Origin of the sequence: Aeromonas bestiarum (genome assembly GCF_000819745.1) — a bacterium.
Classification (GTDB): Bacteria; Pseudomonadota; Gammaproteobacteria; order Enterobacterales; family Aeromonadaceae; genus Aeromonas; species Aeromonas bestiarum.
The window spans coordinates 36,327-51,045 of the sequence record NZ_CDDA01000008.1 but is presented as its reverse complement, the minus strand read 5'-3'; the positions used below and the strand labels follow the sequence as shown (position 1 = coordinate 51,045).

Annotated in this window: 13 protein-coding genes; 4 read left to right on the top strand and 9 right to left on the bottom strand. The window is 60.6% G+C overall.

Features of this window, described 5'->3' with window-relative positions:
* Window positions 1–31 precede the first annotated feature (31 nt).
* The gene (locus BN1118_RS03860) at window positions 32–1,021 is read right to left on the bottom strand and encodes a luciferase-like monooxygenase (RefSeq protein ID WP_043554644.1); all 990 of its coding nucleotides are present in this window, start codon (window positions 1,019–1,021) and stop codon (window positions 32–34) included.
* 311 nt (window positions 1,022–1,332) lie between these two features.
* Between BN1118_RS03860 and BN1118_RS03855 the strand changes: the two genes are divergently transcribed.
* The 3 genes from BN1118_RS03855 (at window position 1,333) to BN1118_RS03845 (ending at window position 5,289) form a co-directional block, all read left to right on the top strand.
* A complete protein-coding gene (locus BN1118_RS03855) occupies window positions 1,333–1,773 on the top strand; it encodes a DUF1842 domain-containing protein (protein ID WP_043135146.1) in 441 nt (146 codons plus the stop codon).
* Window positions 1,774–1,832: 59 nt separating this feature from the next.
* Window positions 1,833–4,805: an HD domain-containing phosphohydrolase gene (locus BN1118_RS03850; protein WP_156994814.1), complete on the top strand. Its 2,973-nt coding sequence runs from the start codon at window positions 1,833–1,835 to the stop codon at window positions 4,803–4,805.
* A 133-nt stretch (window positions 4,806–4,938) separates the two neighbouring features.
* A complete protein-coding gene (locus BN1118_RS03845; protein ID WP_043135148.1) occupies window positions 4,939–5,289 on the top strand; it encodes a hypothetical protein in 351 nt (116 codons plus the stop codon).
* 58 nt (window positions 5,290–5,347) lie between these two features.
* Here BN1118_RS03845 and BN1118_RS03840 read toward each other — a convergent pair whose 3' ends face one another.
* The 5 genes from BN1118_RS03840 to rplU form a co-directional block, all read right to left on the bottom strand.
* On the bottom strand, window positions 5,348–7,042 hold the full coding sequence (locus tag BN1118_RS03840) for an AMP-binding protein (RefSeq protein ID WP_043135149.1): 1,695 nt from the start codon (window positions 7,040–7,042) through the stop codon (window positions 5,348–5,350).
* A gap of 173 nt (window positions 7,043–7,215) precedes the next feature.
* Window positions 7,216–8,586: a YjiH family protein gene (locus tag BN1118_RS03835; protein ID WP_043135150.1), complete on the bottom strand. Its 1,371-nt coding sequence runs from the start codon at window positions 8,584–8,586 to the stop codon at window positions 7,216–7,218.
* A 408-nt stretch (window positions 8,587–8,994) separates the two neighbouring features.
* Complete coding sequence (gene cgtA, locus BN1118_RS03830; protein WP_043135152.1) at window positions 8,995–10,200, bottom strand: Obg family GTPase CgtA; 1,206 nt, start codon at window positions 10,198–10,200, stop codon at window positions 8,995–8,997.
* Between the two features lie 192 nt (window positions 10,201–10,392).
* On the bottom strand, window positions 10,393–10,650 hold the full coding sequence (rpmA, locus tag BN1118_RS03825; protein WP_005311678.1) for a 50S ribosomal protein L27: 258 nt from the start codon (window positions 10,648–10,650) through the stop codon (window positions 10,393–10,395).
* Between the two features lie 17 nt (window positions 10,651–10,667).
* The gene (gene rplU / locus BN1118_RS20965) at window positions 10,668–10,979 is read right to left on the bottom strand and encodes a 50S ribosomal protein L21 (RefSeq protein WP_005304210.1); all 312 of its coding nucleotides are present in this window, start codon (window positions 10,977–10,979) and stop codon (window positions 10,668–10,670) included.
* Window positions 10,980–11,221: 242 nt separating this feature from the next.
* On the opposite strand from rplU, the gene ispB reads away from it, so the two are divergent.
* On the top strand, window positions 11,222–12,193 hold the full coding sequence (ispB, locus tag BN1118_RS03815) for an octaprenyl diphosphate synthase (RefSeq protein ID WP_043554642.1): 972 nt from the start codon (window positions 11,222–11,224) through the stop codon (window positions 12,191–12,193).
* A 134-nt stretch (window positions 12,194–12,327) separates the two neighbouring features.
* On the opposite strand, the gene BN1118_RS03810 is transcribed toward ispB, so the two are convergent.
* The 3 genes from BN1118_RS03810 to hflK form a co-directional block, all read right to left on the bottom strand.
* Window positions 12,328–12,516, bottom strand: a complete 189-nt coding sequence (locus tag BN1118_RS03810) for a DUF2065 domain-containing protein (RefSeq protein ID WP_043135155.1) — start codon at window positions 12,514–12,516, stop codon at window positions 12,328–12,330.
* 101 nt (window positions 12,517–12,617) lie between these two features.
* Window positions 12,618–13,502 carry a protease modulator HflC gene (gene hflC / locus BN1118_RS03805; RefSeq protein ID WP_005311670.1) on the bottom strand — a complete coding sequence of 295 codons (885 nt, stop codon included), beginning with the start codon at window positions 13,500–13,502 and terminating at the stop codon, window positions 12,618–12,620.
* Window positions 13,503–13,505: 3 nt separating this feature from the next.
* Window positions 13,506–14,654 carry an FtsH protease activity modulator HflK gene (hflK, locus tag BN1118_RS03800; protein WP_043135178.1) on the bottom strand — a complete coding sequence of 383 codons (1,149 nt, stop codon included), beginning with the start codon at window positions 14,652–14,654 and terminating at the stop codon, window positions 13,506–13,508.
* Window positions 14,655–14,719: the final 65 nt, after the last annotated feature.

Below are 14,719 nucleotides of genomic sequence, written 5' to 3'. Positions count from 1 at the left end.
CCCGCCACAGTGACAAGCCCTGCCTGCCAGCTTACAGGCTATTCATCAGCTCGGCCGCAATCTCGAACGAGCGCAGACGGGCCTGATGATCGACGATGGGGCCGTTGAACATCAGCTCATCGGCCCGGGTCTCGGCCAGCAGCGCCTTGAGGCCGTGACGCACCCGCTCCGGATCGCCGACCAGGGAGCGGGCCAGGGTCTGCTCCATCGCCATCAGTTCGCGGGGTGACCACTCTTCCCCCAGCTCGACCACGGGCGCGGGCAGCTTGCCCGCGTCACCGCGGTAGAGACGCAGGAACTGCTGCTGCACAGTGGTGAACTGGAAGCGGGCCTCCCGCTCGCTGTCGGCGGCGATCATGTTGATGCAGACCACGGCATAAGGCTTGGGCCAGCGCACCGAAGGGCGGTACTGGGTACGGTAGATCTCCAGTGCCTGCAACAACAGGGCGGGGGCGAAGTGGGAGGCAAAGCCGAACGGCAGCCCCATGGCCGCCGCCAGCTGGGCGCTGTAGAGGCTGGAGCCCAGCAGCCAGATGGGCAGGTGCAACCCCTGACCCGGCACCGCCTGTACCGCTCCCGCCCCGTCCCCAAAGTAGCTCATCAGCTCGCGCACATCCGCCGGGAACTCGTCCACCTCGCCGCTGCGCTGGCGCCGTAGCGCCTGCATGGTGCGCTGATCTGTGCCGGGCGCCCGGCCCAGCCCCAGGTCGATGCGATCAGGGTAGAGCGAGGCCAGGGTGCCGAATTGCTCGGCGATCACCAGCGGCGAATGGTTCGGCAGCATGATGCCGCCAGCACCGATCCGCAGTGTGTTGGTGGCACCCGCCAGGTGGCCGATCAGCACAGAGGTGGCGGCGCTGGCGATGCCCGGCATGTTGTGGTGTTCGGCCAGCCAATAACGCAGGTAGCCCCAGCGCTCGGCATGTTGCGCCAACTCGCGCGAACGACGGAACGACTCGGCCGGCTGGGATCCTTCGGGGACGGGCACCAGATCGAGCACGGAATAGGGGATGGCAGACATGGGTCACTCCATTGATTCACAGACCAGTAACAAGGAGGGCAATGTAGCACGAGATACCTGAATGAATCACGCATCGGGCCGGCGAATTGCCCCGCTCAATCTCTGGCAGGCCTACAACCGAAAGCGTCACACAGGCCGCACGCCTGATTTATCCTGCCCTGGCATCAGGTGGGATAGCGCTATGCCAGCCCTGACGGGGCGTCAACTGACAAGTTGCACAGTTACCCTCTCCGGCCGCAGGCGCTAGCATGCTGTGGCTCGTCGTCTGGTTGTGAGCTACACACACCCTCTTCTTGCAGGAGAATACAGGCATGAATGCAATCACAGACACCAAGACCGGCCTCTTCCTCGCCTCTTTCGAGATTGGCAAAGCCATGCCGGGGGCACAACTGCTGCACCTGAACCTGGCCGTCTATACCCCGGGGGAGACGGTGAACGGCGTCGCTCACCTGACCCAGGCAACCAATCCACCGCTGGACATGGCCTCCGAACTGAAGGGCCAGTACACCTATATGTGTGTCATGCCCAAGCTGTGCCATATCCTGGTAACCGCCCAGGGTTATCCCATCATCAAGTGGCCGCAAGGTGGCGGGATCGGCCCCGTGATCCAGCCCAACTTCGAGCTGCGCATGGTGCTCAGCGAAGACTGGAAGTCAGGCACGGCCAACTACAAGTACCAGGACAGCCACCAGGTGTGGCACGAGGTGAAAGACGCCCCCGTCAACCTGGTCCCCGCCGCCGTACTGGCGTGATCCCCAAGACGGCCCCGCCAGGGGCCGTCACATCCGACGCCATATCCTGATACCGCTCAATCATTTATTGTGTTTTCTGTCATCCTGTTGGCACACTGGTAGTTGATCGTCTCTGCAATCGCCCGTGTGACAAGGATGCGTCCATGACAAGTGCCAGGCCAGGTCGTAAACCCTTCTATGTGCATATCGCCACCCTCTTCATCCTGCTGTTTACCCTGCTGGGCAGCGCCCTCATAGCGCTGCAATTCCAGCAAGGGGCGCGCCAGGGGCTGGAGCATGAGCGACAGAACTTTCTGCAATACCGGGAACAGTTGTCCCTCGCGCTTCAGCTGAACGAGCGACCTGCCCGCATGTCCCTCAGCCTGCTGCGCAGCGGCCAGCTGGCGGCCATGACCAGCCTGGATGCTCGCCTGGGCTACCTGCCGCAACTGGCGGAAGTGCTGGCCAACAGCCCCAGCTATGGCGCCATCTACGCCGGCTATGAGGATGGCGACTTCTTCCTGTTGCGCAAGCTGACCGAACGGGCCAGAGCCCAGCTGGACAAGGTGCCCGCCGCCAGCACCCTGCTGGTACAGAGCCTGCATCAGGGCAAGGGGGAGTTTCTCTACTTCGATCAGCGGCTGACCCTGCTCGAGCGCCGGGCCATGCCCCTGTACCAGTTTGATCCCCGCAGCCGCGACTGGTATAAGCAGGCACGCTGGCGCACGGGGATCGCCACGACCAGTCCCTATCTCTTTTTTACCACCAAGGAGCCAGGCATGACGCTGGCGGTGGAGAGCGATGACAGACGGGCGGTGATCGGGCTGGATACCAGCGTAGAGGGGCTGTCGGCCCTGATCGGCAAGCTGCGCTTGCCAGCGCAGAGCCAGGTGATCCTGTTCGACGAATACGCCACCCTGCTGGCCGCCGATCCCAGGCATCTCCCCAGCTTCGAGCAGCTGAGCCAGCTGCCCACGCTGTCGGCGCTGTCCCATCCCGTGCTGACCCGGCTGCAACAGCAGATCAGCCGCCAACCCGCCCTGCTGAGCAGTCCGGTGGAGCTGAACCTGACCGCCGCCGATGACAGCGACTGGCTGATCAACCTCTCCCCCCTCGGCGAGGGTTCCCCCTTCCATATCGCCCTGCTGGTGTCGGCCGATCTGCTCTACCAGCAGGCCCGCGACGAGGCACTGGTCAATCTCGGCTGGGCGCTGGCGGGCTTGCTGTTGCTGCTGCCGGTGATCTGGCTGGTCTCCCGCCGTACCGCCACCCCGCTGCTGGCCCTGACCCAGGAGGCGGAGCGGATCCAGCACTTCGACTTCGGCGAGAGCCGGGTGCCTGAGTCGGCGATCCGCGAGATCGACGATCTGGCCCGTACCATGTCCGGCATGCGGCTGACCCTGGGCAACTTCATGAACATGGGCCGGGCGCTGGCGGCCGAACACCGCTTCGACTCCCTGCTCAGCCGCATACTGCAGGAGACCATAGCCGCGGTGCAGGCCCAAGGGGGCTGCCTCTACCTGGCCCAGGAGCAGAGCATGGTGGCGGTCCAGGCGAGCTGGCGACAGCAAGCCCTGCCTGCCGGGCAAGTCCCCTGGCAGGAGGCGCTGCTCGGCAAGCTGGCCCAGACAGAGCGACTCACCCTGGCCGTCGACGAGCGCGGCTGGCAGCAACATCTGGCGAGCTGGGGCCCCTTCCCCGGCCCCTGCCAGCTGGTGGCCGAGCCCCTGCGCAACCATAGACAGGAGCTGATCGGCTGCCTGCTGCTGATCCTGCCCGACTGCTCCGCCCGCGAGCTGGCCTCGCGCATCAGCCTGATCGAGGCGCTGGCAGGCACCTCGGCCTCCGCCATCGAGAACCAGCGCCTGCTGGAGGAGCAGAAACAGCTGCTGGAGTCCTTCATCGAGCTGATGGCCGGCGCGATCGATGCCAAGAGCCCCTACACAGGGGGTCACTGCCAGCGCGTGCCCGAGCTGACCCGGATGCTGACGGAGGCGGCCTGTACCCAGCAACAGGGCCCGTTCGCCGACTTTCGGCTCAATGAGGAGGAGTGGGAGGCCATCCATATCGCGAGCTGGCTGCACGACTGCGGCAAGGTCACCACGCCGGAGTTCGTGGTCGACAAGGCCACCAAGCTGGAGACCCTCTACGACCGGATCCACGAGATCCGCACCCGCTTCGAGGTGCTCAAGCGCGACGGTTACATAGAGGCGCTGGCGGCCCGCCTGCCGGCGTCAGAACGGGAAGCGGCCAGAGCGGAGGTGGCGCCGCTCTGGAGCACCCTGGACCAGGAGTTTGCCTTCGTCGCCGAGTGCAACCTGGGGGGCGAGTGGATGGCGCCGGAGAAGCTGACACGGCTGGATGCCATCGCCAGCCGCACCTGGCTGCGCACCCTAGATGACAGACTCGGCATCAGTCGGGAGGAACTCAAGCTGCGCCAGAGCGAGCCCGCCGCGCCGCTGCCCTGCGTCGAGCCGCTGCTGGCCGACAAGGCGGCCCACCTCATTCCCCGCCCTGTTCACGACCGCCTGGATGAGCACAACCCCTGGGGTTTCAAGGTCAAGGTGCCCCCCCATCTCTACAACCGGGGGGAGCGCTACAACCTGGCCATAGGCCGCGGCACCCTCACCGAGGAGGAGCGCTACAAGATCAACGAACACATCATCCAGACCATCCGCATGCTGGAGCGGCTCCCCTTCCCGCGCCACCTGCGCAGCGTGCCCGAGATCGCCGGCGGTCACCATGAGCGCATGGACGGCAAGGGTTACCCCCGTCAGTTGCTGGGGCAGCAGATGAGCATTCCGGCCCGCATCATGGCCATCGCCGACATCTTCGAGGCGCTGACCGCCAGCGATCGCCCCTACAAGTCGGGCAAGACGGTGGCCCAGTCGCTGGCCATCATGCAGAGCATGGTGCGCGAGCAGCACATAGACCCGGCGTTGTTTGCCCTGTTCGTCGGCAGCGGCATCTGGCGCGACTATGCCGAGCGTTTCCTGGCGCCGGAGCAGCTGGACCAGGTGGATAGCGATGCCCTCCTGGCCGCGCTGACGTAGGGCGGGATCATATTTTCTTACATTTGTGCGCTGGTCTGAGCGCACCGGCTTGGTTATAACTGTGCCCCTATAGCGAAGGGGGAGCAAAAGACTCCCCCTCACTCTTTGTCACACCACACTGTTCAGGTTATCCATGTCAAAACATCTCATCATGCTGGGCGCACTGGCGCTGTCCGGCTGCTCCCTGTTGTCGCCGCCCCCGCCCACAGTCACCCCGGTGCACCTGGCCGATGCCAGCCAGCACGGCTTCTATATCGAGTGCAGCAGCATGGCGGCCTGTTTCAATCAGGCCAACCAGACCTGCCCCCAGGGTTACAAGGAGACGGATCGCCGTCAGCAGACGCTCTACTCCACCCAGTACACGACGGGCAGCTATGACGAGGAGAAGAAGCTCTACAAGGCGGGCAAGCCTTATCGCGTGGCCAGTACAGTCCATTCGCTGACCATTCAGTGCCCCACGGACTTGAGTATCACGCCGCGCTAGCAAGCAGCCGGCAACGAAAAAGGGCCCGCGGGCCCTTTTTTATCGCGCCAGAACAGCCTCAGCGCGTCGCCTCGGCATGCTGGCGGGCCAGCTCATCGCTCATTGCCTCCCGCATCTTGAACTTCTGCAGCTTGCCGGTCACCGTCATGGGGTACTCCTCCACGAAGCGGATATGCCTGGGTACCTTGAAGTAGGCGATGCGGGCCGACAGGAAGTGCTTGAGCTCCTCCTCGCTGATCTCATGCCCGGGCCTGAGCTTGACCCAGGCGCACACCTCCTCGCCATAGCGCTCGCTGTCGACCCCGAACACGGCCGCATCCTGCACCGCCGGATGGTCGTAGAGCCGCTCCTCTATCTCGCGCGGATAGATGTTCTCGCCACCACGGATGATCAGCTCCTTGCTGCGCCCGACGATCTGCACATAGCCCTCTTCGTCCATGATGCCTATGTCCCCCGAATGCAGCCAACCCTCCTCGTCTATGGTCTCCGCCGTCTTGGCAGGATCCTGCCAGTAACCCTGCATCACCCCCTTGCTGCGACAGCAGATCTCCCCCCGCTCGCCGATGGCCACCGTCTCGCCACTCGGATCAACCAGCTTGATCTCGGTGTGATCGAGGGCGCGGCCGACCGTGGTGACCCGCTTGTCCAGTGGCGCATCGATGGCGGTCATGTGGTTGATGGGACTGCACTCTGTCTGGCCGTAGGCTATGGTCACCTCGGTCATGTGCATCAGGGTCTGCACCTTGCGCATCAAGGGCTCGGGGCAGATGGCCCCGGCCATGATGCCGGTGCGCAGGGAGGAGAGATCAAACTCAGCAAAGCCGGGCAGCTCCAGCTCGGCGATGAACATGGTCGGCACGCCGTGCAGGGCGGTGCAACGCTCCTCGCTCACCATCTGCAGGGCCACCACAGGGTCGAATGCCTCCGATGGAAACAGGGCGCAGGCCCCCACGCTGATGCAGACCAGATTGCCGAGCACCATGCCGAAACAGTGGTAGAGCGGCACAGGTATGCAGAGCCTGTCCTGCTCGCTGAACGCCATGCCCCGCGCCACCTGACGGCCGTTGTTGAGTATGTTGCCGTGGCTCAAGGTCGCGCCCTTGGGGTTGCCCGTGGTGCCCGAGGTGAACTGGATGTTGATGGCATCGTCCGGCTTGAGGCCGGCCGCCACCCGGGCAAGCCGGGCCGGATCCTGCTGGTCCCCCAGCGCCAGCACGGCACCGAAGTTGAGCATGCCGGCGCTGGCCTCCTCACCGAGCCGGATCACCATCGCCAGGCTCGGCAAGCGGGCGCTGACCAGCTGCCCTGGTGGCGAACTGGCCAGTTCTGGGGCCAGCTCATTGAGCATGGCGAGGTAGTCGCTGCCCTTGAAGGCACTGGCACAGATGAGGGCACGACAGCCCACGTTGTTGATGGCAAACTCCAGCTCGTAGCTGCGGTAGGCTGGATTGATGCAGACCATGATGGCGCCGATGCGGGCGGTAGCGAACTGCACCAGACACCACTCTATGTTGTTTGGTGACCAGATGCCGACCCTGTCCCCCGGCTGGATGCCGAGCGCCAGCAAGCCCAGCGCCAACCTGTCTATCTGGGTCAGGTATTCGCGGTAGTTCCAGCGGATCTGCTGGTGGCGCACCACAACGGCGGGCCGTTCGGGAAAGCGTTCGGCTATCTCTTGCAGGTATTCGCCTATGGTCTGATGAAGCAGGGGCTGATCGCAGGGACCGGCCCTGTAGCTGAGCAGTGAGGTCATGGGGTGACTCCTGGCCACGTTCAATTTGAATTGCCTACTGCTCGGCTGGCACGCTTTTTTCAGATTGTTACATTAATGTAAATCTCCACTATTAAAAAGACTCACTTTGGTCTAATGCCGACCACAAAAAACGGCCAACCCAGGTTGACCGTTTTGCATCCAGAACAACTGCCCTAGAACAACAGATGCGCCACACCGGCGATGACCGGCAGCGTGACCAGGGTGCGCAGCAGGAAGATGACAAACAGCTCCCACAGCTTGACCGGGATCTTGCTGCCCAGCAGCAGGGCACCCACTTCCGACATATAGATGAGCTGGGTGACCGACATGGCGGCGATCACGAAGCGGGTGATGTCGCTCTCTATGGTCGATGCCAGCACGGCCGGGATGAACATGTCGGCGAAGCCCACCATGATGGTCTTGGAGGCGGCTTCCGCATCCGGCAGTTGCAGCAGCTCCAGCAAGGGCACAAAGGGCGCCCCCAACCAATTGAAGATGGAGGTGTGCTCGGCCAGCATCAGGGCACAAGTCCCTATGGCCATCACCACAGGCAACACGCCGAACACCATGTCGAGTGCGTTCTTCACACCTTCTCGCGCCACCGCGCCCATGTCCGTCATGCTTTCGGCCTTGGTCAGCGCCCGCTCATAGCCGTAGCTCAGCACGCTGTGCTCATGAGGCACTGACTCCTGCTGACGGCACAGGGGGGTGCCATCGGCATAGACGTCCTTCTTCCAGGAGAGCGGCGGCAGGCGTGGCACGACTATGGCAGCCACCACACCGGCCAGGCAGACGGTCAGGTAGAAGGGCACGAACATGTGTTCCAGCCGGACCTGGGAGATCACCACCAGACAGAAGGTAATGGAAACCGCCGAGAAGGTGGTGCCTATGACGGCAGCCTCACGCTGGGTGTAGAACTTGCCTTCGTACTGCTTGCTGGTCAGCAGAATGCCGACACTGCCATCCCCCAGCCAGGAAGCGAAGCAATCCACGGCGGAACGGCCCGGCAGGCGGAACACGGGGCGCATGATGCGGGTCATCATGGTGCCGACGAACTCCAGCAGACCGAAGTCCAGCAGCAAAGGCAACAGCAGACCGGCGAAAATGAACACCGAGAACAGCACAGGCAGCAGATCGTGCAGCACCAGGCCACCGGTGGCACCGGAGCGTAGCGCCTCGGGCCCGGTCTCAAAGAAGGTCAACAGCACGAACACGCCGCCCAGCACCCGCACGCAGGCCCAGAAGGGGGAGACATTGAACAGGCTGTTGAGGAAGGGGCGCCTGACCAGGATGGCCGGCTTGAACAACCAGGCAACCAGCGTCATCAACATGGTGGTGGTGATGATGGCACTGACCATGGCCACCAGATAATCGGCAAACACCGTCTGTACCAGCTTCGCCAGCATGGCGACGGGTATGGTGACGTTTCCGTCATAGATGACGGGGGTCATGAACAGCAGGATCCCGATGAGTGACGGGACCAGGAACATCAGCACATTGCGGCGGGTATTGAGCGCAGGTGCTTGCAGAGTCTTTTCCAGCATGGTTTACAGCCTTAATGTTACTTTTCCTTAGCCAGGCAAACCTGCATATTCATGCTCTCACCCAGCAAAACGGGCGCAAGAATACCCCAATAAAATGCACAAACAAGCTTTTAACGGATCATTCCAAGCATAAATATTTTCACAGGCAAACCTTCCATAAGAATGACCTCAAACAGATATGCATATCAATTCATTGTTAATGGTTAGCATATTGTTTCAATTAGGTTGCATTCAGGTGCGCAGTATAATCAGTTGCGGTTGGCAGGCAATAAGTGACATAAGAAATATATCTATATAGTGATCGGGCCAGTCGGATGGGCCCCATAAAAAAACCGGAGTCTGTTGCCAGACTCCGGTTTTTCTCATCGATGGGCCAGGATGCCACACCGATCAGGCAGGACAGGGTGATCAGTCACGAACATAGATGACTTCAACGCCATCATCTTCGTCATCATCCCAGTCGTCGTCATCGTCGAGGGTCGCATCGAAGGCCAGGGAAGCCGCTGCGGCCTCAGCTTCGGCCTGGGCCAGCTGGTTCTTGTGGTAATCGTCCCACTTGAACTCCACCTTCTCGATGGCGTCCTTGGCATCTTCGACCAGCGTGCGTGGCATGGTATCCAGCAGATCCAGGATGTCGTAGCACACCTTCTTGGTGCCTTCCTTGCTGATGGCCGTGATCTGGTAGACAGGGCCTTCGTATGCCAGCGCAGCCTTGACGCGCTCCATCACCTCGACCGCTTCCTCTTCCAGGATCAGATCCATCTTGTTGAACACCAGCCAGCGCGGCTTGCCCGCCAGCTCGGGGCTGTATTTTTCCAGCTCCTTGACGATAGTCACGGCATTCACGGCCGGATCGGAGCCATCTACCGGGCAGATATCCACCAGGTGAAGCAGCACGCGGCAACGCTCCAGGTGCTTGAGGAAGCGGATCCCCAGACCTGCGCCTTCGGCGGCACCCTCGATCAGACCCGGAATGTCGGCGATCACGAAGGAGCGGGAGTTCTCGCCACGCACCACGCCCAGGTTGGGCACCAGGGTGGTGAAGGGGTAGTCAGCCACTTTCGGACGGGCCGCAGAGACGGCGCGGATAAAGGTGGACTTGCCCGCGTTGGGCAGACCCAGCATGCCGACGTCGGCCAGCAGCAACAGTTCCAGCTTCAGGGTACGTACTTCACCCGGCGTACCGCTGCTCTTCTGGCGCGGCGCCCGGTTGACGGAGCTCTTGAAGCGGGTGTTGCCCAGACCGTGGAAACCACCCTTGGCAACCATCAACTTCTGACCATGAGTGGTCAGGTCGCCCAGTCGCTCACCGGTATCTTCGTCACTGGCGCGGGTTCCGACAGGAACGCGCAGTACCTTGTCTTTGCCACGATGACCGGTACAGTTGGCACTGCGACCATTCTCACCGCGCTCGGCCGCATGGAAGCGTTCGAAACGGTAATCGATCAGGGTGTTCAGGTTTTCGTCGGCAACCAGATAGACATCGCCGCCATCGCCACCGTCTCCGCCATCCGGACCACCGTTGGGAATATACAACTCCCGGCGAAAACTGACACAACCGTTACCACCGTCACCGGCATCGACTCGAATCTGGACTTCATCAACAAACTTCATAGGTAACCGTCACCTTAATTCGAAAAACCGATACGCAATTATAGTGGTACAGGCCCCTGCGGGCGATACGCATCTTAGCGATGAATGCCTCGCACAACACCAGGCACATCTGCGTTCCGTTTTTTCGTAAACTGCGTCAGAAAAACAAAAGCCCCGCCTGTTGGCGGGGCTTCGGATCCTTGCGGTCCGTAATTACTCAGCAACTATGCTAACGTACTTACGATTCAGCGGACCTTTAACTTCGAACAGGATCTTGCCAGTCGCTTTCGCGTACAGGGTGTGATCGGTGCCCAGACCAACGTTGGTGCCAGCGTGGAACTTGGTACCACGTTGACGAACGATGATGCTGCCTGCCAGAACTGTTTCGCCGCCGAAACGCTTAACGCCAAGGCGTTTAGCTTCAGAATCGCGACCGTTGCGGGATGAACCGCCAGCTTTTTTGTGTGCCATCTATCGGACTCCTCTAATTAAGCGCTGATGCCAGTGATTTTGACTTCAGTGAACCACTGACGGTGGCCCGCTTGCTTACGATGGTGCTTACGACGACGGAACTTGACGATAGTCACTTTCTCGCCACGGCCGTGAGCCACAACTTCAGCTACAACCTTGCCACCTTCAACGAAAGGAGCACCTACTTTAAAAGTGTCGCCTGCAGCAACCATCAGAACTTCGTTGAAGTCGATGGTAGCGCCAGTCTCAACGTTCAGCTTTTCCAGACGAACGATTTGACCTTCGGCCACACGGTGTTGTTTTCCGCCGCTTTGGAATACCGCGTACATTTGATTAACTCCGTAAAGGCGTGTCTTTTGCTCAAGGCCAGACACGCGCAAAAACCTATAACAATGGGCCGGCATTCTACGCAAATCGATTTGCTCAGGCAAGGCCAATTTAGCAAAAAGTTTATTTTGTGCGCATATCTGCCGCCGTGAATAAACGCTTAACTGTAACCCATTGTGAAATCGTGTAGAATCCCCGCCATTACTAAAACCGCAGTTATTGCTGCCGTCACGTTACGAGACTTATGGACCAACAGACTATCCGTGCGCTCTGTGCCGCCGACATGACGGCGGTGAATGAACTGATCCTGGCGAGACTTCAGTCCGATGTCAGCCTGATCAACCAGCTGGGTTTCTATATTGTCAGTGCAGGCGGGAAACGGATGCGCCCCATGCTGACAGTGATGGCCGCCCGCGCATTGGGATACGAAGGTCAGGATCATCTCAAGCTCGCCGCCATCATAGAATTCATTCATACCTCTACCCTGCTGCACGACGACGTGGTCGACGAATCCGACCTGCGCCGCGGCCGGGAGACGGCCAACGCCCTGTTTGGCAATGCCGCCAGCGTGCTGGTGGGTGACTACCTCTACAGCCGCTCCTTCCAGATGATGAGCGAACTCTCCAACCTCAAGGTGATGGAGATACTGTCGGATGCCACCAACACCATAGCCGAGGGCGAAGTGTTGCAGCTGATGAACTGCAACGATCCGGATACCACGGAACAGAGCTACATGACGGTCATCTACTGCAAGACCGCCAAGCTGTTCGAGGCCGCCACCCGCCTCGCTGCCGTGCTGACCCATCAGCCCGAGCCCGTCGAGCAGGCCATGACCGACTACGGCAAGTATCTGGGTACCGCCTTCCAGATCATCGACGACGTGATGGACTACTGCTCCCAAAGCGATGAGATGGGCAAGAACGTCGGCGACGATCTGGCCGAAGGCAAGCCAACCCTGCCGCTGCTGCGAGCCATGGAAGTGGGCTCTCCCGAGGAGCGTCAGCTGGTGCGCGATGCCATCGAGCACCGCAACGGCATGGAGCATCTCGACCGGATCCTGGCCATTCTGGATCGCACAGGTGCGCTGGAGTACTCCCGCATGCGGGCCCGGCAAGAGGCCGACAAGGCCATCGCAGCGCTCTCCGTCCTGCCGGACTCCCAGCACAAGCAGGCGCTGGAAACCCTGGCCCAGATGGCGGTACAGCGCAGCGCCTGAGTCAACGACTCCTGCTGGATGAAAAAAGAGGCCCCAGGGCCTCTTTTTTATTGTCTGTGCTTTGCTGGTAGCCTGAGCCAGATGGCTCAATGGCTCAATGGCTCAATGGCTCAATGGCTCAATGGCTCAATGGCTCAATGGCTCAGCATCCAGAGGATCACAGCGCCCGCCACCACCAGCGAACCACCGATGCGGCGCAGCTGCTCGGGTGGTTGATCACTGAGCAGCCGCAGCATTTGCTGCCAGGCCTTCGGCATCAGCAGGGGGCCAAGCCCTTCAAACAGCAATAGCAGCCCCAATCCCATCAAGATGGATGTCAGCATTCCAGCTCCTTGCACAAAAAAGCCGCCCGTATCGGCGGGGTCTGGCACCATAAAGCAAAAGGGCCTGAATCATCAGGCCCTTTGGTCTTATTGCTTGTCTCTTACTGCTTGGTGCCGTGAGGAGACTTGAGGTAGCGGAAGAACTCGCTGTCTGGTTTGAGCACCATCAGGTCGTTGCCACCGGCAAAACTCTTGCGATAGGCCTCCATGCTACGCACGAAGCTGAAAAACTCGGGGTCTTTCTTGTAGCTGTCGGCATAGATCTTGGCGGCTTCGGCATCCCCTTCACCACGCAACTGACGCGCATTACTCTCGGCGTCGGCGATCATGACGGTCACCTTGCGGTCGATGTCGGCGCGCAGGATTTCGGCCTGCTCGCGGCCCTGGGAGCGATGCTCACGGGCTACTGCAGTCCGCTCGGCACGCATCCGCTGATAGATGGAGCTGGAGACTTCCACCGGCAGGTTGATCTGCTTGATCCGCACATCGACCACCTTGATGCCGAGCTCGGAGGAGCGCGCCATCTTCATCAGGGCATCTTCCATCACGGTACTGCGCTCACCAGAGACTATGTCCTTGATGGTGCGGTTACCGATCTCGGAACGCAGACCGTTGTTGATCTTGCGCTTGAGCAGGTCTTCGGCCTGGATCTTGTTGCCACCACCGGTTGCCAGGTAGTACTTGGAGAAGTCCTCGATCTTCCACTTCACGTAGGAGTCGATGATGAGGTCTTTCTTCTCCGAGGTGACGAAGCGATCCGCCTGGCCTTCCAGGGTCTGGATGCGGGCATCCATCTTGCGAACCTGATCGATGAGCGGCACCTTGAAGTGCAAACCAGGCTCATAGAGCCGCGGCTCGCCGGATTCAACCCGCTTCACCTTGCCAAACTGCACCACTATGCCCTTCTGGCCTTCATCAATGATGAAGATGGAAGAGAAGCAGACCATGGCGGCCACAGCGATGACACCAATAGCTATTTTTTTCATCTATTAGTTTCTCCCTGAGCTGAAACGGTCACCGCTGCGCAGCGGGGTCGGTGTGGAGTTGGCCCCTTCGTTGGACGGCGTGGTCGATTCAACTACCGGCGTGCCAGCCGGACGAGCCGGTTGTACCGCATTCGCCTTGCCAGACAATTTGTCGAGCGGCAGATAGATCATGCTGTTGTTACCCGCCGGCATGTCCACCAGCACCTTGTTGGCCTGTTGATAAAGCTCTTCCATGGTTTCCAGGTAGATACGCTCGCGAGTCAACTCGGGCGCGGCCTGATACTGGGGCAGCAACTCGTTGAAGCGAGCCACTTCACCCTTGGCCTTAAGCACTATCTGGGACTTGTAACCTTCGGCTTCCTGTTCCAGACGCTTGACCGAACCGCGGGCCTTTGGCTCCACTTCACGGGCATAGGCTTCCGCTTCACGAATGAAGCGCTGCTCATCTTCCTGGGCGGAGATGGCGTCATCGAAGGCGTCTTTCACCTCTTCCGGCGGACGCGCCGGCAGGAAGTTGACGTCGACGATCTGCAGACCCATGTGATATGGCTCCACGATACTGTCGATCACCTGCCAGGTTTCCTGACGGACCTTTTCCCGACCCGTGGTCAGCACATCGTCCATCCGGGTGTGACCCACCACATAGCGCAGGGCGCTGTCAGTGGCCTGACCCAGACTCTCGTCAGCATTGGTGACGCTGAACAGGTACTGCTCGGGATCGACCACGCGATACTGTACGTCCATCTCGACCCGCACCACGTTCTCGTCCTGGGTCAACATGAAGCCGGAGGCCGGCAGGGAGCGTACAGACTCGACGTCCACCGGGATCACCCGGTCGATGAAGGTCGGTTTCCAGCGCAGGCCCGGATCCACGTTATGGGAATATTCCCCAAAACGCAGCACCACGCCCCGCTCGGCTTCGCGAATGGTGTAGAAGCCGCTGACGACCCACACCACCACGGCCACGACCAGTGCGATAGAGAGACCAAAACGGCCCATCTCGCCACCTGACTTGCCACCACCCAGCAAACCACCAAAACGGCGGCTTACCTTGCGCAACATCTCGTCCAGATCAGGGGGTCCCTGATTCTTGCCGTTGTTCCCCCAAGGGTCACGGTCTTTGCCGTTGTTTCCAGGCTCATTCCAAGCCATCAGCATCTCCATTAATACAAGCGGATGGATATCAACTCTATCTGGCCATCAATCGTTGATGAAGC